Source organism: Pseudomonas sp. GL93, assembly GCF_003408955.1.
Taxonomy (GTDB): domain Bacteria; phylum Pseudomonadota; class Gammaproteobacteria; order Pseudomonadales; family Pseudomonadaceae; genus Aquipseudomonas; species Aquipseudomonas paracarnis.
In genome coordinates this window covers 19,245-40,117 of sequence record NZ_NKRF01000096.1, presented here as the reverse complement: position 1 = coordinate 40,117, position 20,873 = coordinate 19,245, and the positions used below count along the sequence as shown (strand labels likewise).

The 20,873-nt window shown below is 59.7% G+C and carries 16 protein-coding genes and 1 pseudogene; 3 read left to right on the top strand and 14 right to left on the bottom strand.

Going from position 1 to position 20,873, the window contains the following annotated elements; all coding sequences use genetic code 11:
* Positions 1-31 precede the first annotated feature (31 nt).
* The 7 genes from CER19_RS22400 to CER19_RS22370 all read right to left on the bottom strand — a co-directional run bounded on the left by CER19_RS22400 (position 32) and on the right by CER19_RS22370 (position 9,234).
* A complete protein-coding gene (locus tag CER19_RS22400; protein WP_003191155.1) occupies positions 32-1,372 on the bottom strand; it encodes a TolC family outer membrane protein in 1,341 nt (446 codons plus the stop codon).
* 2 nt (positions 1,373-1,374) lie between these two features.
* Entirely contained in the window at positions 1,375-2,688 is a 1,314-nt protein-coding gene (locus tag CER19_RS22395; RefSeq protein ID WP_116668021.1) for an HlyD family type I secretion periplasmic adaptor subunit, read from the bottom strand.
* Positions 2,685-4,436, bottom strand: a complete 1,752-nt coding sequence (locus CER19_RS22390; protein WP_116668020.1) for a type I secretion system permease/ATPase — start codon at positions 4,434-4,436, stop codon at positions 2,685-2,687. The genes CER19_RS22395 and CER19_RS22390 overlap by 4 nt, the downstream gene beginning before the upstream one ends.
* Before the next feature lie 100 nt (positions 4,437-4,536).
* A complete protein-coding gene (locus CER19_RS22385) occupies positions 4,537-4,905 on the bottom strand; it encodes an AprI/Inh family metalloprotease inhibitor (protein WP_116668019.1) in 369 nt (122 codons plus the stop codon).
* A gap of 48 nt (positions 4,906-4,953) precedes the next feature.
* Positions 4,954-6,387 carry a serralysin family metalloprotease gene (locus CER19_RS22380; RefSeq protein ID WP_116668018.1) on the bottom strand — a complete coding sequence of 478 codons (1,434 nt, stop codon included), beginning with the start codon at positions 6,385-6,387 and terminating at the stop codon, positions 4,954-4,956.
* Positions 6,388-6,756: 369 nt separating this feature from the next.
* Complete coding sequence (locus CER19_RS22375) at positions 6,757-7,860, bottom strand: P1 family peptidase (RefSeq protein WP_116668017.1); 1,104 nt, start codon at positions 7,858-7,860, stop codon at positions 6,757-6,759.
* Positions 7,861-7,869: 9 nt separating this feature from the next.
* Complete coding sequence (locus CER19_RS22370) at positions 7,870-9,234, bottom strand: APC family permease (protein ID WP_116668016.1); 1,365 nt, start codon at positions 9,232-9,234, stop codon at positions 7,870-7,872.
* Between the two features lie 199 nt (positions 9,235-9,433).
* Here CER19_RS22370 and CER19_RS22365 point away from each other — a divergent pair, with 199 nt between their 5' ends.
* Positions 9,434-10,219 (top strand): helix-turn-helix transcriptional regulator, encoded by a 786-nt coding sequence (locus tag CER19_RS22365; RefSeq protein ID WP_116668015.1) that lies wholly within the window; start codon positions 9,434-9,436, stop codon positions 10,217-10,219.
* A 2-nt stretch (positions 10,220-10,221) separates the two neighbouring features.
* Here CER19_RS22365 and CER19_RS22360 read toward each other — a convergent pair whose 3' ends face one another.
* From CER19_RS22360 to CER19_RS22340, 5 genes and pseudogenes are all read right to left on the bottom strand, one after another.
* Positions 10,222-10,689: a M10 family metallopeptidase C-terminal domain-containing protein gene (locus CER19_RS22360; protein ID WP_116668014.1), complete on the bottom strand. Its 468-nt coding sequence runs from the start codon at positions 10,687-10,689 to the stop codon at positions 10,222-10,224.
* A 189-nt stretch (positions 10,690-10,878) separates the two neighbouring features.
* On the bottom strand, positions 10,879-11,958 hold the full coding sequence (locus CER19_RS22355) for a polyamine ABC transporter substrate-binding protein (RefSeq protein ID WP_116668013.1): 1,080 nt from the start codon (positions 11,956-11,958) through the stop codon (positions 10,879-10,881).
* A gap of 59 nt (positions 11,959-12,017) precedes the next feature.
* Positions 12,018-12,104 (bottom strand): annotated as a pseudogene (locus CER19_RS22350) (cupin); the annotation flags it as partial.
* A gap of 66 nt (positions 12,105-12,170) precedes the next feature.
* Positions 12,171-13,577 carry an FAD-binding oxidoreductase gene (locus CER19_RS22345; RefSeq protein ID WP_116668012.1) on the bottom strand — a complete coding sequence of 469 codons (1,407 nt, stop codon included), beginning with the start codon at positions 13,575-13,577 and terminating at the stop codon, positions 12,171-12,173.
* A gap of 49 nt (positions 13,578-13,626) precedes the next feature.
* Entirely contained in the window at positions 13,627-14,436 is an 810-nt protein-coding gene (locus CER19_RS22340) for an AraC family transcriptional regulator (RefSeq protein ID WP_116668011.1), read from the bottom strand.
* 258 nt (positions 14,437-14,694) lie between these two features.
* Here CER19_RS22340 and CER19_RS22335 point away from each other — a divergent pair, with 258 nt between their 5' ends.
* Entirely contained in the window at positions 14,695-14,967 is a 273-nt protein-coding gene (locus tag CER19_RS22335; RefSeq protein ID WP_003191138.1) for a DUF1652 domain-containing protein, read from the top strand.
* Positions 14,968-15,497: 530 nt separating this feature from the next.
* Here the strand turns inward: CER19_RS22335 and CER19_RS22325 are convergent.
* Positions 15,498-17,960 carry a UvrD-helicase domain-containing protein gene (locus CER19_RS22325; RefSeq protein WP_116668010.1) on the bottom strand — a complete coding sequence of 821 codons (2,463 nt, stop codon included), beginning with the start codon at positions 17,958-17,960 and terminating at the stop codon, positions 15,498-15,500.
* 217 nt (positions 17,961-18,177) lie between these two features.
* Between CER19_RS22325 and CER19_RS22320 the strand changes: the two genes are divergently transcribed.
* On the top strand, positions 18,178-18,873 hold the full coding sequence (locus tag CER19_RS22320) for a pirin family protein (protein ID WP_116668009.1): 696 nt from the start codon (positions 18,178-18,180) through the stop codon (positions 18,871-18,873).
* Positions 18,874-18,987: 114 nt separating this feature from the next.
* Here CER19_RS22320 and pgm read toward each other — a convergent pair whose 3' ends face one another.
* On the bottom strand, positions 18,988-20,631 hold the full coding sequence (gene pgm / locus CER19_RS22315; protein ID WP_116668008.1) for a phosphoglucomutase (alpha-D-glucose-1,6-bisphosphate-dependent): 1,644 nt from the start codon (positions 20,629-20,631) through the stop codon (positions 18,988-18,990).
* Positions 20,632-20,873 lie beyond the last annotated feature (242 nt).

Below are 20,873 nucleotides of genomic sequence, written 5' to 3'. Positions count from 1 at the left end.
AGCAAGCTCCCTCGCCACAAAACGCTCGCTCCTACAGTTTTCCATCCGGGCCAAAGGCTTCGTCCACTTTGGCCAAGTCGGTGTCACGCAAGTTGCCCGCGTAGTAGTGCAATTTGGTCCAGGCCATCAAGTAGTCATAACGCGCCTGGGCCAGGTCGCGGCGGGTGCTGTACAACTGCTGTTCGGCGTTCAGCGCGTCGAGGTTGACGCGCTCGCCGCCGAGAATGCTCTGCTTGGTCGACACCACCAGCGCCTCGGCGGATGCGAGCGCTTTCTGATAGGCGCGCAACTTACTCACGCCCGACAGGCACGCACTGAACTGGCGACGCAGTTCGATCAGGGTTTCCCGGGTCTTGCCTTCCAGCTCGTACTCCGCCTGCTCCATCGCGCGGCTGGCCTGGCGGGTGGAGGCCGAGATACCGCCACCGGCATACAGCGGCATGCTCACTTCGACGCCGATGGTGTTGGTGTCGTAGCGCTGGTTATAGGTGTTGCCGCTGTCGGACTCCTGCTTGCGCGAGGTGGCATACGCGGTGATTCTGGGCAAATGCCCGGCACGGTTGCGTTCCACTTCATAGCGCGCTACTTCCAGGGACTGGCGCTGCGAAGCCAGCACGGGGTTGTTGGTCAGCGCCAACTCATGCCAGGTGTCGTAGTTGGCCGGGGTCAGGGTGAACGCGGCAAAGCTCTGGTTCAGCGGTGCCAGGTCGTTGATATTGACGCTTTGCACGCCGATCAACGCGCCCAGCTCCCGGAGCGAGGCGTCCTGCTCATCCAGGGCCTGGATCTCTTCGGCGGTGGCCAACTCGTAGCGCGACTCGGCTTCAAGGATATCGGTGCGCGTGCCCTCGCCTTGCTGGAACAGGTGCCGGTTCTGCTGGAACTGTTGTTCGAACGCCTTCTTCTTGGCCCTGGCGATGTCGATCTGGTCCTGGGCAAACAGCGCCTGGGTGTAATAGCTCAACACCCGCACCAGCAACGCCTGGCTCTTGTCGCGAAAGCTTTCATCGGCGAACAGCGCCTGGGCCACGCCCTTGCGGTAGTTGGCGTAGGCTTCGTAGTCGAACAGCGGCTGTTGCAGGCTGAAGGTGGAGCCGTAGCTGTTGTAGTTGCGGTCGTCGCGGTAACTGCCGCCGCGCCCGTCAGGCAGGTGCGCTTCGGAATTGTTGCGGCCCTTGTTGTAGTTGTAGGACAGCCGCGGCAGCAAGCCGGCGCGGCCAATGGTGCGGTTTTCGAGGCCGGCGTCGCGCTCCTTGATGGCGCCGAGAAACACCGGATCGTTGCGCAGGGCCTGCTCGTAAACATCGAACGGCCCCATAGCGGCCTGGGCACTGCCACACACCAGCAATAGCGAAATGAACACTGGCTTCATGCTCATTCCTCAGTCAACGCGGAGCCGGCGCGGTCCAGCAGCGGCTTGAACAGGTAATTGAGCAAGGAGCGCTCGCCGGTGCGTACGAACATCTCGGCGGGCATACCGGGCTTGATCACCAGGCCGTTGAGTTTTTCCATCGCCGCCTCGCTCACGCTGGTGCGCAGCACGTAGTACGGCGCACCGGTCTTTTCATCGAGCATCTGGTCGGCGGAGATCAGGCTGACTTCGCCCGGCACCCGTGGCGTGCGGCTTTGGTTGAAGGCGGTGAAGAGGATGTCTACAGGCAAGTGTGTGCCGACCTTGTCCACCAAATGCACCGGCAGGTGCCCTTCTACTTCCAGGCGTGTGCCCTGGGGCACGATCTCCAGCAGGGTTTCACCGGCGCGCACCACGGCGCCTTCGGTGTGCACGCTGAGGTTGACCGCGATGCCATCGGCCGGCGCGTTGATCTCGCTGTGTTGCAGGTTGAAGCCGGCGGAGGTCAATTGCTGTTCAAGGGTCAGGCTGCGCAGTTGCGCGTCGGCCAGTTGGCTGCGCACTTCCTTCTGATACTCCTCGCTGTGCTGCTGTAACTTGAGGCGCGATTCGACAATGCCCTGCTCTATCCGGCCGCTTTCACCGGCGTTTTGCGCAAGGTCCTGCTGCACCTGGGATAACTGGCGCTGGTAGTCCATCAGGCGGTTGCGCGGGATGTAGCCGTTGTCGGCCAAGGGTTGCAGGTTGCTCAGTTGCGCGCGCAGGGATTGGGCCTGGGCGGTCAAGTCACTGCGGGCACGGCGCATACCACTTAGCTGAGAGTTGGCGCCCTCGATGCTGGCGCGGATCCCGGCTTGTTCACGGGCAAACGCGTCGCGACGGCTGCTGAACAGTTGGCGCTGGCCTTCCAGCACCAGCATCAAGGCCGGATCGGGGTTGGCGCTCAGCTCAGCAGGAAAGGTAATACCGGGCAGGTTGTCACGCTCGCTCTGCCAGCGCGCCACACTGGCCCAGGCCATGCGGTACTGGGCTTGCAGCGATTGCACATCGGCCTGGTTCTGGGTCTGGTCGAGACGAAACAGCGGCTGGCCTTGCTTGACCAGTTCGCCCTCCTTGACCAGGATGCGGCTGACCACGCCGGGGCTGAAGGTTTGTACCGCCTTACGCTTGCCGGACACCACCACTGTGCCTTGGACCGGTATACCTTGATCCAACGGTGCGAGGCTGGCCCAGAGGAAAAAACCACCGGCACCGACAATGGTCATCACCCAGCCCATTTTTACGAAAAAGCCGGCATCGCGTTCTTTAATTTGAGGTTCAACAGTAAGGCTGCTCATGCGCCTGGATTCCTTCCGGCCTGGTAGTGACGACTGAAGCTGACACCGGGTTTTTCTTTCGGCGCTTCCTGCTGCCCTGCCAAGGCCCGCAGCACTTCCTGGCTGGGCCCGAATGCCTGCAACTGGCCTTCGCCGAGCACCAGCAATTTATCGGCCTGGGCCAATGCCGAGGAACGATGGGTGACCAGCACCACGCTGCTGCCCTGGGCTTTCATTTGCATGATGGCGCTGGCCAATGCGGCTTCGCCGACGGTGTCGAGGTTGGAGTTGGGTTCGTCCAGCACGATCAGGCGCGGCCCGCCGTACAGGGCGCGGGCCAGGGCCACGCGTTGTTTCTGGCCGCCGGACAAGCCACCGCCGTTGTCGCCCAGCACGGTGTCGTAGCCTTGGGGCAGGCGCAGGATCAATTCATGCACACCGGCCTGTTGCGCGGCCTTGACCACCCGCTCCGGGTCGGCCTCGCGAAAGCGCGCGATGTTGTCGGCAATGCTGCCGCTGAACAGCTCGATGTCCTGGGGCAAATAGCCGATATGCGGGCCAAGGTCGTCGCGGTTCCAGCGGTGAATATCCGCGCCGTCCAGGCGCACGGTACCGGCCAGGGTCGGCCACACGCCCACCAGCACACGGGCCAGGGTGGACTTGCCGGAGCCCGACGCACCGAGCACGCCCAGCACTTCACCGGCAGCCAGGTTGAAGCTGACCTGATGCAGGGTCGCCATGCGCCGCCCCGGCGGGCCGGCGCTGACCTGTTCGAAACTGACCTGGCCGTGGGGCGCAGGCAAAGCCATGTGCTCGACCTCTGGCGGGAATTCGCGCAGCAGTTCGTCGAGGCGCTGGTAGGCCAGCTTGGCCGAGCTCCATTGCTTCCACACTGCAATCAATTGGTCGATGGGGCTGAGTACGCGGCCCATCAAGATGGAGCCTGCGATCATCATCCCGGCGGTCATGTCGCCCTTGATCACCAGGTAGGCGCCCAGGCCCAGCACCAGTGATTGCAGGCACAGGCGCAGGGATTTGCTTAAAGAGGTGATGATCGAACCGGTGTCACTGGCCTGGTTCTGCAAGCCCAGGAACTGCGAATGCACGCCAAACCAGCGTTGGCGCAACGCGCCGAGCATGCCCATGGCCTGGATGGTTTCGGCGTTATGCAAATGGCTGGTAGCCAATTGGGTGGACTGCTGCGAATAACCACTGGCCTCGCCCAGTGGCTTTTTGGTCAGGTATTCGTTAAGGCACGCCAGGCCAATCAACAACACTGCGCCGGCCGTGGCCAGCACGCCGAGCCACACATTGAAAAGGAAAATCACGAACAGGTAGATCGGGAACCACGGCGCATCGAAAAACGCAAACAGCGCCGGCCCCGTGATGAATTGGCGCAGAGCGGTCAGGTCGCCCAAGGATTGCCCGGCATGCCCCTGGCCACGCTGCAGGTTGCGTTCGAACGCGGCTTTGTACACGCGCAAGTTAAAACGTCGCTCCAACTGGCTACCAATGCGGATCACGATAAAGCTGCGCACCACTTCCAGCAGGCCGATAAACGCAAAGAAGCCTACGACCATCAGCGTCAACATCACCAGGGTGGTTTCATTCTGGGAGGACAACACACGGTCATACACTTGCAGCATGTAAATCGAGGGCACCAGCATTAATAGGTTAATCAATGCCGTGAAACAGCCAACGCTGATCAAAATACTCTTGTATTCACCCAGCGCCCTGAATAAGGGCGCCACCCCATGGGACTTCGCCATATTAATTGTTTTTCCTTGCAGCGAATTACGCAAAAGGGTCACCCCTACCAAGTAGGGTACGGCCGCCTAACAAATCGAGTTATATGCTTATAACTTTTAATTAAAGTTTTCGTTGCAGCCTTACAACTTCGCCCGCTTTAGTGCGGGCTTGATAGTCGCCTTCTTTCTGGCGATTCAAATGGGTAATCCCAGAGCCTTCAGCGTTAAACAGCCAAATACCATCCGGCGTGGGCGACCACGTCAGCGGCTTGTCGCCCAGCCATTGCTCGGCACAGGCGATATCGCCCTCCAAGGCGTTGGCTTGCTCCACTAACTTGAGCGCGCACACCTGACCCTGCTGCTTCAGCTCCCACTGCCCGGCAAGCTGCGCGGAGGTGGGTAATACAAGACTGCTAGCCATTGCGTGGGCTCCTGCCGACACGAACAACACCTGCACAACACAGGCGATCAAATGGGAAAAACGTGGCATATCCAACTCCAGCCTGGAGCGCGGCACCGAAGCGCCGCGCGCTTTACATCAGGCTACGATGTCACTGGCAGCCGCCTGGCCAACGGTGGTGACGAGGAAATCCGCCACGCCGTGCCCGGAGAAGTCCACGGCCAAGGTGCCCAGGTTGGTACCTGAGGCATAGCTCAGTACAGCATCGCCGGCATGCCCGGTAAATGCGTTGACGAAGGTCACGCCCGCACCCTTGGTGATACCGGACAGGTCGATCTTGTCCGAACCCGAGGTGAAGTCAAAGATCTTGTCCGCAGCCCCTGGCTTGGAGTCGGAACTGGCACCGTACACGAAAGTGTCGCTGCCAGCGCCGCCCCACAGCTGGTCCGCACCGCCGCCGCCGTAGATGAGGTCGTTGCCGGCCCCGCCCTTGATGGTGTTGGCGACTTGGTTACCAATAATCAGGTCGTTGCCCGAACCACCGAATGCGTTCTCGATGGTGACGCCCTTGGCGATGGACACGTTGCCCACCAGGCCGCCCACATCAGAGAACGAGGTGGCAGTGAGGTTGATCTTCTGGTTCTGGGTAAAACCGGAAAAGTCCAGGGTGTCGTTGCCGCCACCGTCCCATACCGAGAACACCAGCTTGTCGGCATTGGAAGTGGCGCTGAGGAAATCACGCCCGGTGTTGGAGTTGAACCCGTAGGTGGTGTCCGTGGCGCGGGTGCTGAGGTTGGCACCGTAGAGCTTCTGGATCGCGGCAATGTCGTCGATCAGCGGGCCGGAAGCGTAAGCCTCGACGCCGCCTTTGCTGAAGTTCTGGTTGGTGTTGCTCTCGCTCCAGTAACTCATGAGGCTATAGCCACGCGTGTCCTGTCCATAGGTTGCGTCGTTATAGGTCGGGTTGCCGTTCCCGGCGTTGTAGTCGCCAGGGTGAGCCAGGCCCAGGGTGTGGCCGATTTCGTGGGTCAGGGTCTGCCGGCCATAGTTGTTCAGGTCCGGGGTCTTGTTCGGCGTGTAGCTGTTGTTTGTCAGGTACCACGAGGTGCCGTCGTAGCCTGCACCGGTACCGGGCAGGTAAGCGAAGGCCGCGGCGCCGTCCTGGCCACTGCTGTAGTTGCCGAACGTCATGTGGCCGTCACCGCCGGAAGCCTTTTCGGTAAAGGTCACGTTGGCGACATCCGACCAGGATTGCATGGCCAGTGCGGCCTGTGCTTTCTGCTGGGCGTTGAACTGGCTGAACCCTGAGATGCCATGTTTGTTCATGGTGCTCTGGGTAGCCGAGGTGAGGAAGGTGTAGGTCAGATCGATCTTGCCGTTGCCATCAAAGTCCCGGTACGCAGCACCATCCCGCAGCAGCTGGGTCGCTGCCTGGTCCACGGTGTAGGACGGTTTGCCATTGACTGTGAGGTTACCGCCACGGTCATACAAATGGCTGAAGCTATCGATTTGCGAGTAAGCAGTGCTGGCTTGCGCGGCAGATACAATAGCTTTGTCTTTTACTTTTGACATAAACGTACTTCCTTGTTTGCAAGTGCATCAGTCTTTGTTCGATAGGAACCTCGCGGGCGAGGATAGTCCTATCACTCACCTCTTTTGAAGGCGTAAGAAAACTGACACAACTTGAAATCTTTCGTCTACATCTATTTCCATCGCACAATTGTGACGCAGGTTCAAGTTGAAGAAGTCGCACGCAGTGTTTATTGGGGGCCGTTGCGTTTGTGTGGCCGAATCGGCGCTCACCACTATTTAAATATTAAATACAAGTAAAGCCACTCTAAGTGAGCGGCCGACTTGATTAATGGATCCAATATATTGTCACGGTGTCATTAGCAACATTAAAGAGCCACTATTCGCACTATTAAAGTGCGCTGTCCCCCATTACCGGGACATACTCCAGCCACACTGTTGCAGGGCTGCCAAGAGGGTTTCGCCAGCCAGGCCCGGCACCTTGACGCCGTCTTGGGTGGTCATGTCTTCACCTGCCAGAATGGCATTGATGATCGCCTCCTCCACCGCCTCTGCCGCCGCGCTGAACAGCGGCGAAATATGATCGTTGTTGACCATCTGCAACCCGGTGCTGAGCGGCAGGTCCTTGCGCCCATAGTCGGCCGGCGGCAAATCACGGTTACCGGTGGCAAAGGCCAGGAACAGGTCGCCGCTGGAATCCTCGGTGCCGCCACCGGTGCGCGCAATGCCGATGGACGCGCGCTGTGCCAGGCGCTGGCATTGGTGGGGCAGCAAGGGAGCGTCAGTGGCGATGATCACCACGATGGAGCCCATGCCGGGAGTGCCACGCTCGGCAAAGGGCGAAGCAATATCCATCAAGTGACGGCCCACCGGGTAGCCATCGACCCGTAGCTCCTGGCGCTTGCCATGGTTGGCCTGCACCAGTACGCCGACGGTCCAGCCGCCCTGCTCCGTTGGCAACTGCCGTGACGCAGTGCCGATGCCGCCCTTGAACTCGTGGCAAATCATGCCGGTGCCACCGCCTACCGCGCCTTCCTGCACCCGGCCGCTTTCAGCCTGGTCCAGGGCCTGGCGCACATGCTCAGGGCGAACATGCTGGCCCCAGATATCGTTGAGCAGGCCGTCATAAGTTTCCATGACCACCGGCATGCACCAATACACCGCCGGGTCCGCCAGACGCTCGCGCTCCAGGGCGATCAGGCTATCGCGCACTACCCCGATACTGTGGGTGTTGGTAATGGCCATCGGCGTGGTCAACAGCCCCGCCTCGCTGATCCATTCAAGCCCCGTGGCGTCGCCATTGCCGTTGAGCACGTGGTAGCCGGCAAAACAGGGTTGATGTCGCGCTTCCCCGGCACGCGGCTGGATCAGCGTGACGCCGGTGCGTACCTGCTTGCCGTCGACATGCGCCTTGAGCGTGGCATGGCCGACGCGAACGCCGGGAACATCGGTGATGGCATTCAATTCGCCGGGCATGCCCAGCCCCAACGTGATGCCCAATTGACGTGCACGCATACCCACTCCTTACAGTTTCTGAAACGCCGGACTCAACCGGCCACTGATGCAATACAAAATCACCGACAGGGCCAGCAAGCCGATGATGATCATGATGTCGCGTACCGAGGCCTCAAGGATCAAGGTGACCAGCAGGTAACCGGCACCGAGCACCGCCAGCAATGCCGGCAGCGGCCATAACGGCATGCGATAGGGATGCTCGCGATCACGCAGCAGCACCCGGCTCATCAGCGCGCTCAGCGCGACCACCAGGTACACCAGCATGATCAGCAGCACGCTGAACGAGGTCAGGTCGGCCAGGTTAGAACTGAAGCTCAACAGCGCCGAGGGTATCGCCAGGAACAGCGTCGCCAGCCACGGCGAGTCCCAGCGCGGGTGAATACGCGTGAACAGCTTGTTGATACTCGGCGTCCACAGCGCATCGCGACCGCTGCTGAACACCACCCGGCCGATCTGGATCACGATGGCGACGATCGCGTTGAACACCGACAGGAAAATCCCGGCACTCACCAGCCGTGACAAGGTTTCATTGCCATGACTGGTCAACAGGTAGCCGATCGGGTCGGGGCTGCTGATCATCTCGCTCAGGGACGGCGCGCCAATCAACAGCGCGGTGATCGGTACCAACTCGATGACCACCACCAACCCCAGGGACCAGAGCACCGCCTTGTGCACGCCCTTGCCGCCGCACTTCATGTCTTCGGCCAGCAACACCGCTGGGCCGTAGCCGTTGAACGAGAACAGGCCGATGCCGACGGCACCGATCACCAACGCCCAGGGCGCCAGGTGCAACACGCCGTTTTCGACGATTTGTGGCTGCAGCAACACACTGGCCGGCTGCACCGGATTACCGAAGCCCATCACCACAATCACCAGCAACGCCGCCACTTCCAACAGCAGGCAGGTGCCGGTGATCCAGGCGTTGAGCTTGATATTGAGGATGCCCAGGGCGTAACTGCATACCACGATCACCAGGGCGACAGTTTGCGCGTCGAATGTCGTGCCCAGAGCGTTATTCAGATAAGTCGCCGCACCGGTCGCCAATACCGGCGGGATGAACAACAACATCACCAGCACTGTCAGGAAGGTGGCATAACCGGCCATGCCACCAAACACCCGCTTGGCGTACACGTACTCGCCACCGGCGCTGTTATGGGCGCGGCCGAGCTCGGCGTAACAAAAGGCAAACATCAATGCGAGCAACGCCGCCATCACGAATGCCAGGAACACGCCACTGCCCGCCTGCTGGATGGCAAATGGGGCGATCACAAAGACGGAACTGGCCGGCGTTACCGCTGAAACGGTAATAGCCACTACATCAAAGACGCTCAGGGTGGGCTTGAGCACGCCATCGGGCGCGGGGGTAGCACTCATATCGTTATCCTCTGTCGTTGTTTTTGGTGTGAGGCAGAAACGAAAAATGATTTTTCCTCGGGATATGCTTCCCGTTGGACAGTGACGACGTTATCGGTTGGCAGGGCTGTCGGCCAATTCCCCTATTGGCGTACTCCCCTTGACGGTGCCCGCCAGAAGCCTAACCCTTGGCCGATCATTTGAGGGTGGGGATGTTGAGATGAACCTGTTCCGGGAAATAGGTATGCACGCGGGGTTGGGCCGCACCCTGTCTCAGATCGGCACCGAGCGGTTCTGGAAGCAATTGGTGCTGTTATTGCACCAATGCCTGCCCTTCGATAATGCCCTGGCGATTTTCTACCCGCTGGATGGTCCGCCCCAGGCCCTGGAAGAGTACGACGCCCAGCCCAGCAGCAAGCCCGCGTCGATGCTGGTGTACCTCAACGGCCTGTACCTGCTTGACCCGTTTTACCAAGCGTGCCGCGAGCATTATGCCAGCGGCGTTTACCGCCTGGAGGAAGTGGCGCCGGACCATTTTCGCCAGAGTGAGTACTTCCTCAATTATTTCCATGACAATGTGCTGGAAGACGAAGTGCAATTGATCCTGCAATTGCCCGGCGCCGGCACCCTGTCGCTGTCACTGGGCATGCAGCGGCGCTTCAGCTTTGAAGAAACCGGGCTGTTGACCACACTGTCGGCGTGGGTGTTGCCGCTCATGCAGCAGCATTGGCAGCAAAGCACCGAGCGAGCACCAGCCATGGACAGCCAGATTCGCGATGCCCTGAGTCATTTCGGCAGCGGTGTGCTGTCGGACCGCGAACTGGAAATCGCCCGGCTGGTGTTGCGTGGGTTCTCCTCCAAGGCCATGGCCGAACGCCTGAAGATCTCGCCGGACACCGTAAAAGTGCACCGCAGGCATTTGTACGCCAAGCTGGACATTTCGTCGCAACCCGAGCTGTTTTCGTTATTCATTCAGTCGTTGGGGCATGACTTGGAGAATCCATAGGCTTAGTCCGAATGAAAGAAATTAATATGCTGCGGCAAAAGATTTACGCCATCAACGCGTATAGAAAAGTTCGGCCCTTCAGGGTTGACCTTGATAGTCAAAGTGCTCACGCCAAACTCATGAGTCAGTTGCACATCCCCCACTTCCACGGGCGGGCCTGGCTGAATATTAATAGCTGAGATGTTGTGGTCTTTTAATACCCCGGCCACATCGATTTCATCCTCCTTGGGGTTGAAATTCAAGATAGTGTCCGGGTCATCGCTAAGGGAGTCGGTGCTTTTTTCATATTTGAATGTGTTTTCACCCTGGCGCCCCACCAGCTGGTCGGCACCGCCACCGCCGATGAGCACCGAGGGCTCGCCACGCCTGGCTTCGAGGCGCTCACGCTGGTCTGTGCCGCGCAAAGTGGGCGGGCTGTTTTCCGGGTGGGTCCACGTGCCGCCAGTGGGAAGGCTTTGTATGGAAGACATATAAGTCACCTGTCAGATAATGAGTGTATGTGAAAGTGTTACGCGTTGCGGATTGAAATCTCTCACGCAGGCAATAACACTTTCCACTCCAAATAATTGACATCACATGTCATAACTATGACGTGATTATTTATCCCACCCAGTACCGATGACTTGTCGGCCTTCCTGGGGGCGCTGTTTTCATGTTAATCAACGCCCCGTACGAATGGTATTCCAAACCCGAGTACGCACCCGGTCGATGTTCAACGGCATGGCTTGCAGCGCAAACAACTTGCCCATCATTTCCGCGCTTGGATACACCTTGGTATCGGCCTTGATCGCCGGGTCTACCAGGCTGTCGGCCGCCGCGTTGCCGTTAGCGTAGTGCACGTAGTTGGTGATACTCGCCATCACGTCCGGGCGCAGCAGGTAGTTCATGAACGCATAGCCGGCTTTCTCATTGGGTGCGTCGACGGGCATGGCGACCATGTCGAACCAGATTGCCGCGCCTTCCTTGGGAATGTTGTAGCCGATATTCACGCCGTTCTTGGCTTCTTTGGCGCGGCTTTCGGCCTGCCGGATGTCGCCGGAGAAACCGACGGCGACACAGATGTCCTCATTGGCCAGGTCGGCGGTGTATTTCGAGGAATGGAAATACGCCACGTAAGGTCGCACTTTCATCAGCAAGGCTTCGGCCTTCTTGTAGTCTTCGGCTTTTTTGCTGTGGTGCGGCAAGCCCAGGTAATTCAGCGCGGCTGGCAGCAGTTCGGGGCCGTTGTCGAGGATGGCGACGCCGCATTTTTGCAGCTTGGCCATGTTTTCCGGCTTGAAGATCAAGTCCCAGGAATCCACCGGGGCGTTGTCGCCGAGTACCGCCTTGACCTTGTCGATGTTGTAGCCGATACCCGTGCTGCCCCACAGGTACGGGAAGCCGTGGGCATTGCCGGGGTCGTTGTTTTCCAGGGCATTGAGCAGCACCGGGTTGAGATTTTTCCAGTTGGGCAACTGGCTCTTGTCGAGCTTTTTCAGGGCGCCGCCCTGGATCTGCCGCGCCATGAAATGGTTGGAGGGGAACACCACGTCGTAGCCCGATTTACCGGTCATCAGCTTGCCGTCGAGGGTTTCGTTGCTGTCGTACACGTCATAGGTGAAACCGATGCCGGAGTCTTTCTGGAAATTCCTGGTGGTGTCCGGCGCGATGTAGTCCGACCAGTTATAGATCTTCACGGTCTCGGCGGCCTGGCTGATAGAGGCCACCCACATCAAGGGCAACAGGGCAATGGCTTTCATGGTTCGATTTCCTGGCGGTTTTAGGCTGTTTTTATGGCAGGCGATCAAGGATCAAAGCGTTACAGAATCAAAACATAGGTCTTGCGCACGGTTTCCTGGATATCCCAGATACCGGTGCTACTGGCTGGCAACATCAGTGCGTCTGGCAGAGGGGTGTTCAGCGTGTCTTTGAATTGGGTGATGCTCATGGTTTTTCCCCTGTGGGTGACGAGTCAGTGCATGAAACCTTCCATAAAACCGGCAAGGCTGGTCGCCAGCTTGCGGCGCCAGGGCGCAGTGTTGGGGTTGGCCAAAACCTGGTCTTCATGGACAAAACTACGGATGATCGCGTTGTACCCCAGCCAGCGGCACGGCTCCGGCTCCCAGGCCTTGAGTGCTTTGAGGCCACCTTCGCGAATTACCCAGGGTTGTTGGGTCAGCAGGGTGTCGCGGCCGAGGATCAAATCGGCCAGGGTGCGGCCGCCGAGGTTGGTGGCGCCCACGCCCTCCCCGCCATAGCCGCCGGACAGTGCGACGCCGGTGCTGTGGTCACAGAGCATGTGTGGTCGAAAACGGCGCGACATGCCGAGGTTGCCGCCCCAGGAATGAGTAATCCTGGCCTTTTTCAGCTGTGGGAAGAGTTCGCCAAACAGGTAGCGACGCAACTCCACTTCGCTGTCGGTCAGGTCGAAGTTGTGCCGCAACTTGCCGGCAAATTGATAGCCACCACGGGCGCCGAAGACCAGACGATTGTCGGCCGTACGCTGGCCGTAGGTGACTTGTCGGCTGCTCTCGCCAAAGGCCTGACCCTGACTGAGCCCGATGTCTGCCCAGGTGCTGGCCGGCAGCGGTTCGGTGGCGACGATCAAACTCTGCACCGGTAACTGGTAGCGGCCCAATAGGGGCAAGGTATTGGCGTAACCCTCGACCGCAGGCACCACCCAGGCGGCGCGCACGCTGGCCTTGGCGGTGCGCAGGCCGCCGGACTGCCAATGGGTCACGGGGCTGTTTTCGTAAATGGTCACGCCCAGGCTCTCAACGGCCCGCGCCAGGCCACGCACCAGCTTTGCCGGGTTGATCGTCGCGACGTGGGGGGCATAGATGCCGCCATAAGGCTTGGCAATGCGGACCTGCTCGGCCAATTGCTGCGGGTTGAGCCAGCGGTAGTCGTCTTCGGTGAGGCCCTGGGCGTACAGCTTGTCCAGATAGCGGCGCAGGCTGCCCTCCTGCTCGGGGTAGCGTGCCGCGCAATACAAGGCGCCGCCTTTGCGGTAGTCGCAGTCAATGCCCTCGCGAGCCAGCACCCGAGCCACTTCATCGGGAATACCGTGCAGCAGGTCAAACGAAGCGCGCCGGTGCTGAGGGGCAAGCTCAGCCAGCAGGCGGTCTTCCCCCAAGAGGTTGCCCATCAACCAGCCACCATTGCGACCGGATGCGCCAAACCCAGCAGTCTGTGCCTCGATGATCGCGATTTTCAGCTCGGGGGCCTGGCGCTTCAGGTAATAGGCGGTCCACAGGCCGGTGTAGCCCGCGCCAATAATCGCCACATTGACGTCCAGGTCGTGCTCCAGCGACGGGCGCGCTACCAGCGGCTCGTCCAACTGGTCCATCCATAAACTGATACTGCGCCATGCTGGCATGCCAGGCTCCCCTACCTCGGTTCGATAGGGTCGATCCTAGAGCGCAGCGTCAGAGGCTGTCTTGCGCGCGTGCACGCACAGAAATTTGTTTGAGGTACGCCTTGGGCGATTGCCCGGTGTGCTGGCGAAAAGCGCTGTAGAAAGCCGAGAGTGAATTGAAACCGGCGGCAAAGGCCAACTCATCGACTTTGACCGGCGCGGTGGCGTGGTCCAGCGCGGCCAGTAAATGCTGGAGTCGCGCCTGGTTGACGTAGCGATAGAAGCTCTGCCCCAGCACTTGGTTCAGCAGGTAGGACATCTGGTTGCGACTGTAGCCACAGGCCTTGGAGACCCGCTGCAGGTCCAGCTCCGGGTCCAGGTACGGCTGTTGACGCTCAAAATATTGTTGCAGGTCATTGGCCATATAACCCAACTGCTGGGGCGACAGGCCCAGGCGGCTGACCGTAGGGCGCAGTGCCTGGGCGGGTTGCTCGTGCACCAGGGACGCATATTCATTCACCCGCCAGATCAACCCGTCGCGCACCGTAATGGCCTCACTGGTACGAAACGACACCAGGCCCTGGCCTCCACGCAACGTGATGCGGTACTGGATAAACGCCGTATCGCCATCGGCGCGGATGCGGTCAGTGTGTTCAATGGCCTCATCTGCCTCACGGGGCATGCTGGCTTGCAAGTACTCGCGCAACTCGGCATAGCCCACCACACGGTTCTGGAAGAAATCGTGGTACTGGATCTCGGGATGGTAGTAAGCCATCACCCCGTCCAGATCGCGATGGCGCCAGCACAGGTGGTGGCGCAGCACCAGCGCGCCGGTAGCGTGGGAACTCTGACACTCATCGTCTGGGGCGATGTCGGGCATATTGGGCTCTACGGCGGGAGAAAATGCTTGAGAGTGCCGAAGTTTACCCGCCCCTTCAATGGTCAAATCGAGCGCCTGACTAATGGCCTTTTGCCTATTCCTCTGTAGGACATGATCCATATCAAAATTAGGCGAAAGAACCGCCGAACGGGATCAAAAAAGTCACCTTGCAGTTGCGAACGAATGCTATTTTTAAGCCCTTAGATGTCATGACCAGCTAAGGTCCTGGCCCCTGCCGCGAGCTAAAGGAAGCGCTCAATGAACAAGGTGGGCAACATGAACAAAGTGACATTTCCCAACGCCTGCCAGCTGATGCGCTGGCATTTTCACCCGATGGGCTTCGAGGGCAGCATGGACGCCCCCGGCAGCATGATCGCCCGCCTGTTCGACCGAGCCAGTGGCGAGACGTTGATCGCTATCGCGGGGATTCCGTGCGCTACGGTGATGAACGCGGCTGATGTGGAGCGCATTATCGAGGCCGTGGAGGATGAATTGGAGAGTTTCGTGCCGCCGTTGTCGTTGCGGGCGTAAGGCGGGGCTAACCGCCCACTCTGACGGTAACCACGATGCGAAGCGAGTCGCTCTTGATCTTGATCTGCTTTTGATCTTGATCTCAGGCGCCCCGTTAAACCACGCTGGCCGAATGCAGGCTTGAATTCGTGGGTAACCCGGCAGGACGCCGGGTTAGCCGCCCCGCGCCATGGATGGCGCGTGGCGGCGGCCCACGGATTCAAGCCTGCGTTCGGGCACACCGAGCCTAGGCGAGGTGCCGAGTGGTGGGGCAAGAGCGTTTTGCTTACTTTGCCGCTTTTGCAAAGTGAGCCGCTGTCAGAGCGGAACCCTAAGCGGCCGTTACCGCAGGAATGGATATGCACTCGGTATAACGGTGTCGACTGTGAGGCCGTCTTCGCGAGCAAGCCCGCTCCCACATTTTTGATCGTGGGGTTTCAGGTAGATAGGTATCGGCTGGTAGGCCGTCATCGCAGGCAAGCCAGCTCCCACATTTTCGATCGTTGGGGTGTCAGGTAGGTAGGCGTCGGCTGGCAGGCCGCCATCGCAGGTCAGCCAGCCCCCTTCGGTGCACGCTGATCATCAAAAAACGCCTTCCTGCCATCCACCCGCTCAGACGCCCTGGGCACATTCACGCCTTGGCCTTCCGGCTTCTCCACATACCAATAGCAATGGCTGACCGCCCGGGTAATCCCCACATAGGCCAGGCGCAACACTTCGTCTCTCTGGGCATTGTCATAAGGCTCGCTGTCGCCCTCCTTACCCAAGCCCGCCATGCGATAGACCTGATTCTTGTACGGCGAGCTGGTGACATGCTGACAGTCACCCAGCAAAACCACCGCATCCGCCTGCAGGCCCTTGGCACTGTGATACGTCAGCTGTTTCAACCTGCGCGCCTGAGGCGCCAAGCTAGAATCCACATTAACCACAGACTGAATTTGCTCCTGAATCAATAACTTATCACTACTTCTTCGATAAAGCATCAGGATCGAATCGCCCCGCTGATAGTGCTCCTGCAACCGCTGCCCCAGTGCCGCGTCGTCACGTTCCAACACCGTGACGGGCACCAGCGCCTTGGGCTCGCCACTGGCCCTGGCCTTCTTGCCCGGGATGGCCGGCGCGCTACGGACGATATGTTCGGCAGCGTCGATGATGTGCTGGTGGCTGCGGTAGTTCTCCCCCAGCATCACGCGGGTGGTGCTGGGCGAAACAAACTCCTTGTTGAACTCCATGAAGTACTTGGGCGAACTGCCGCGCCAGCCATAGATCGATTGCCAGTCATCCCCCACGCACAGCAAGGATGAGCGTTGCGCACCGCGCCCGACGTGCATGGCCGGCCCACGGCTGCGGATTTCCCGCAGGCTGGCGCGGATCCAGGACACGATCTGCGGCGATACGTCCTGGAATTCATCAATCATCAGATGCGACATCGGCCGCAACAACGGATCGCTGAGCAGCTTGAGGTTCTCCGGGGTGTTTTCGCCAAACAGCGAGAACATTCGGTTGTAGGTCATGATCGGCGGCGATTGTTCCAGCAGGTGATCTTCCAGCGCCTTCCAGAAAATGCTCAGGGCCTCGAAGAACAGCCGATCCGGGTCATCCTTGGCAAAACTCATCTGGCCAACCGCCGTGGGCACATCCAAGCCGAGGTTTTCGATAAACCCGGCTGCCATGACAAAACTGTCCAACAGGGGCGCCGAAGCGAGTTCGCCTTTGACCTTGTAATCAAAGCCAGGCCCGGCTGTGGCATCGCCGCCCAGGCTGCTCAAAAGGCGCCTTGAAGAATCGTAATTATCCAGCCATATCAGTGGTTTATTACAGAAAGCTTGAAACAAGGTGCGTTTTACTGCCCATTCTGCGCGCACCGAGAGTTTCGAGTTCGGCCGACTGATCTGCGGGTTTTCACGCCCATCGAACCCCAGCACCACCCAGGCATCCAGCTCCGGGATGTAGCCGTGGCAATGAAATTGCGCGCCGTTGATTTCAAAGGCCTGACGGCTGGGTTCGATGCCTTTGATCGGCCAGGCGCCGGCGCGAAACCATAAGTCTTCAATCACATCACAGAGTTCTTCATCGCGCTTGGCCGCCAATTCAGTCACGGCCATGCGCTTTTGCACGTCCGGATGATCGCGCTCCAGCTCCTTGAGCTGAAGGCCATGGCGGGCCAAGGGTGCAATCAACTCGCGAAAACGCTGATGGCGGCCATACAAGTGGTGATAACAAGCGTTCATCTGCTGCCGCTGGGCGTCACTGATACGCAGGTCGAAGGCGTTGCTGTCGGCATCTTCAAAACCACCGCTGAGGTTCTCAAAGGCCTGCAGCCGCTCAAAACCCGGCAGGCTGCGCACCATCGGCAGGATGCGCGAGTGAAAGGTGCGCACCACGGCCTGGGCTTCTTTGCTGCCAAGGGGTTGGCCCCACAGGCTGAGAATTTCCATGAGTTTGTTGATGAAGTCCTTACGCGACTCGCGAGTGAAGGTCACCACCGTCATCGAACTCAGCTCGAAGCCCAGGTAATGGCTGAGCAGCAGGATACGCAGTACCAAAGACGTCGACTTGCCGGCGCCGGCGCCGGCGATCACTGAGGTCGAGGGGGTATCGCTGAAGATCATCTTCCATTGCGCCGCACTTGGCTGCGCATGGGCTGGCAGCAGGCGCGCGACATCGGCCTTCATGCGTTTCTTCACCTCTGCGGTGAGCGGCAATCGCCAATCGTCGAACAGGCTGTCATCTATGCCTGGCGCACGGTGCTCATCGGGGCGAAAGTCACGAATCAGCAGGACTTGTCGGCCCTCCTCGATGCCATCAGCCTTACCCTCGCGGTAACCGTACTCAACGCCTGCCTCATGCCCACTGCGAAAGCCGTCGGCCTGGCCATGCAACCAGGAAAACCTGTGCTGCGCACGCAAACGGGTGAGGCCATGGCCGAACAGGCGAGCGGCAAGCCGCTTCAACAGCGGCATTTCAGCCAAGGGGCGCAGTTCGGGGGGTAGATCAGGCTGTTGTTGCGACACACGGACTCCTGCGTTGAGCTTGTTTTGACCAAGCCGTCATGGTCGCCGGAAACGCCGCTCAGTTCCAGCCAAATGCTTTGCTGTCATGCAGTTAGGCGATGAAGTGAAAGTGAACACCGGGGTTAACCATCGAATAAATGAATCATAAATAGGCATTTTTTACGCTTTTTCTCGATCATGCGCTGCTGGATGATAGGCCCATCAACAGGAGACGATCATGCTTGAACTTCGACCTTTCAACACACTGGGCGGCGCCCACCATGGCTGGCTTGACGCTCATCACCACTTTTCCTTTGCCGAATACCACGACCCCCAGCGCATGCACTGGGGCAACCTGCGGGTGTGGAACGACGACATCATCGCCCCCGGCAGCGGCTTTCCCCAGCACCCGCACCGCGACATGGAAATCATCACCTATGTGCGCGAAGGGGCCATCAGCCATGCCGACAACCTGGGTAACAAAGGCCGCACCGAAGCCGGCGACGTGCAGGTAATGAGCGCAGGCACCGGCATTGCCCACAGCGAATACAACCTGGAGGCTACGCCAACCAAGATCTTCCAGATATGGATCATCCCCAATGAGGCCGGCTTGCCGCCGTCCTGGGGCGCCAAACCGTTTCCACAAGGCAACCGCGAGGGCTTTGTAACCCTGGCCAGCGGCAAGGCTGGCGACAGTGAAAGCTTGCGGATTCGTGCGGATGCACGCTTGGTGGCGGCGAACCTGAAGGCAGGGGAAAGCGCGGAATACCGGCTGGACAGCGGCCGCCGGGCGTACCTGGTGCCCGCCACGGGCGTGATTGACGTCAATGGTGTGCAGGCACAGGCGCGAGATGGTGTGGCGGTTGAGGATGAACAGGTATTGCGGGTGACAGCGATTGAGGACAGCGAAATCGTGCTGGTGGACCTGGCCTGATCATGTAGGAGCGAGCTTGCTCGCGAAGAACTCACCGGCACCGCGTTCACTCAGGAAGCACGCGTTATCGTTGACGTTTTTCGCGAGCAAGCTCGCTCCTACATACAGTGTCAGTTATTGGCTGATCGCGCCGTCTACCAACACCTGCGCCTCTTCTACCAGTTGCTTGAGGTGGTCTTCACCGATAAAGCTCTCGGCGTAGATTTTGTAGATGTCCTCCGTGCCCGAGGGTCGTGCGGCAAACCAGCCGTTTTCGGTCATGACTTTCAAGCCGCCAATCGCCTGGTTGTTGCCCGGCGCATGGCTGAGGATCTGCTGAATGGTCTCCCCGGCCAATTGCGTGGACGTGACCTGCTCCGGCGACAGTTTGCCCAGCAGGGCTTTTTGCGCTGGAGTGGCTTTGGCATCCACGCGGATGGCGAACGGCTCACCCAGGGCATCGGTCAGGCCGCGGTAGATCTGGCTAGGGTCCTGGCCTTTGCGCGAGGTCATTTCCGCAGCCAGCAAGGCCGGGATCAGACCGTCCTTGTCGGTACTCCACACGCTGCCGTCCTTGCGCAGGAACGAGGCACCGGCGCTTTCTTCGCCGCCAAACCCCAACGAACCTTCAAACAAGCCATCGGCAAACCACTTGAAGCCCACTGGCACTTCGTACAGGCGGCGGCCAATACGCGCCGCGACGCGGTCGATCAGGCCGCTGCTCACCACGGTCTTGCCCACGGCTGCGTCGGCACGCCAGTCCGGACGGTTCTGGAACAGGTAGTCGATGGACACCGCCAGGTAGTTGTTGGGCGCCAGTAAACCTCCGGAAGGCGTGACAATGCCGTGGCGGTCGTGGTCCGGGTCGCAGGCAAAGGCAACGTCGAAACGCTCCTTGAGACCGATCAGGCTTTGCATGGCATAGCTGGAAGATGGGTCCATGCGAATCTGGCCGTCCCAGTCAACGCTCATGAAGCGGAAGGTTGCGTCGACCTCGGTATTCACCACATCCAGGTTCAAGCGGTAATGCTCGGCAATCGCCGACCAGTAGCGCACCCCTGCTCCGCCCAGTGGGTCCACACCCAAGCGCAGGTCGGCGCTGCGGATCGCGTCCATGTCGATCACATTGATCAGGTCGGCCACATAGCTGTTGAGGTAGTCATGGCGATGGGTGGTGTCGGCTTTGAGCGCCTGGGCGTGAGTGATGCGTTTGACCCCGGCCAGCTTGTTGGCGAGCAGTTCGTTGGCCTTGGCTTCGATCCACTTGGTGACATGGGTATCGGCCGGGCCACCGTTAGGCGGGTTGTACTTGTATCCACCACTTTGCGGCGGATTGTGGGACGGTGTAATCACAATGCCGTCCGCCAGGCCGCTGGTACGGCCGCGGTTGTAGCAGATGATGGCGTGGGAAATCGCCGGCGTCGGCGTGTACTCATCGCCCTCGGCCAGCATCACGTGCACGCCGTTGGCCGCCAGTACTTCCAAGGCACTGGCACCGGCCGGCGTCGACAATGCATGGGTATCCAGGCCGACAAACAATGGGCCAGTGATGCCCTGTGCTTCGCGGTACAGGCAGATGGCCTGGCTGATAGCCAGCACATGCCACTCGTTGAAACTCAGTTCGAACGAACTGCCACGGTGCCCGGAGGTACCAAAAGCCACGCGCTGAGTGGAGATCGCTGCATCAGGCTGGCCGGTGTAGTAGGCCGTGACCAGTCGCGGGATATCCACCAGCAACTGGGCTGGCGCCGGTTTGCCCGCAAAAGGACTGATAGTCATGCATAAACCTCGAAAAGAAGGATTCGGAAAAAATGACAGTTTACTGAGACTTGGACTACTGCGCGACGGTATCGATCCGACGGTCTGAAGAGAAATTTCACACACTACATCCTGATCGGCTGTCAGGCCGCTATCGCAGGCAAGCCAGCTCCCACATTGGATAGTTGTAGGAGCGAGCTTGCTCGCGAAAAACTCACCGGCGCCGCGTTTATCCAGGAAGCCTGCGTTATCGTTGACGTTTT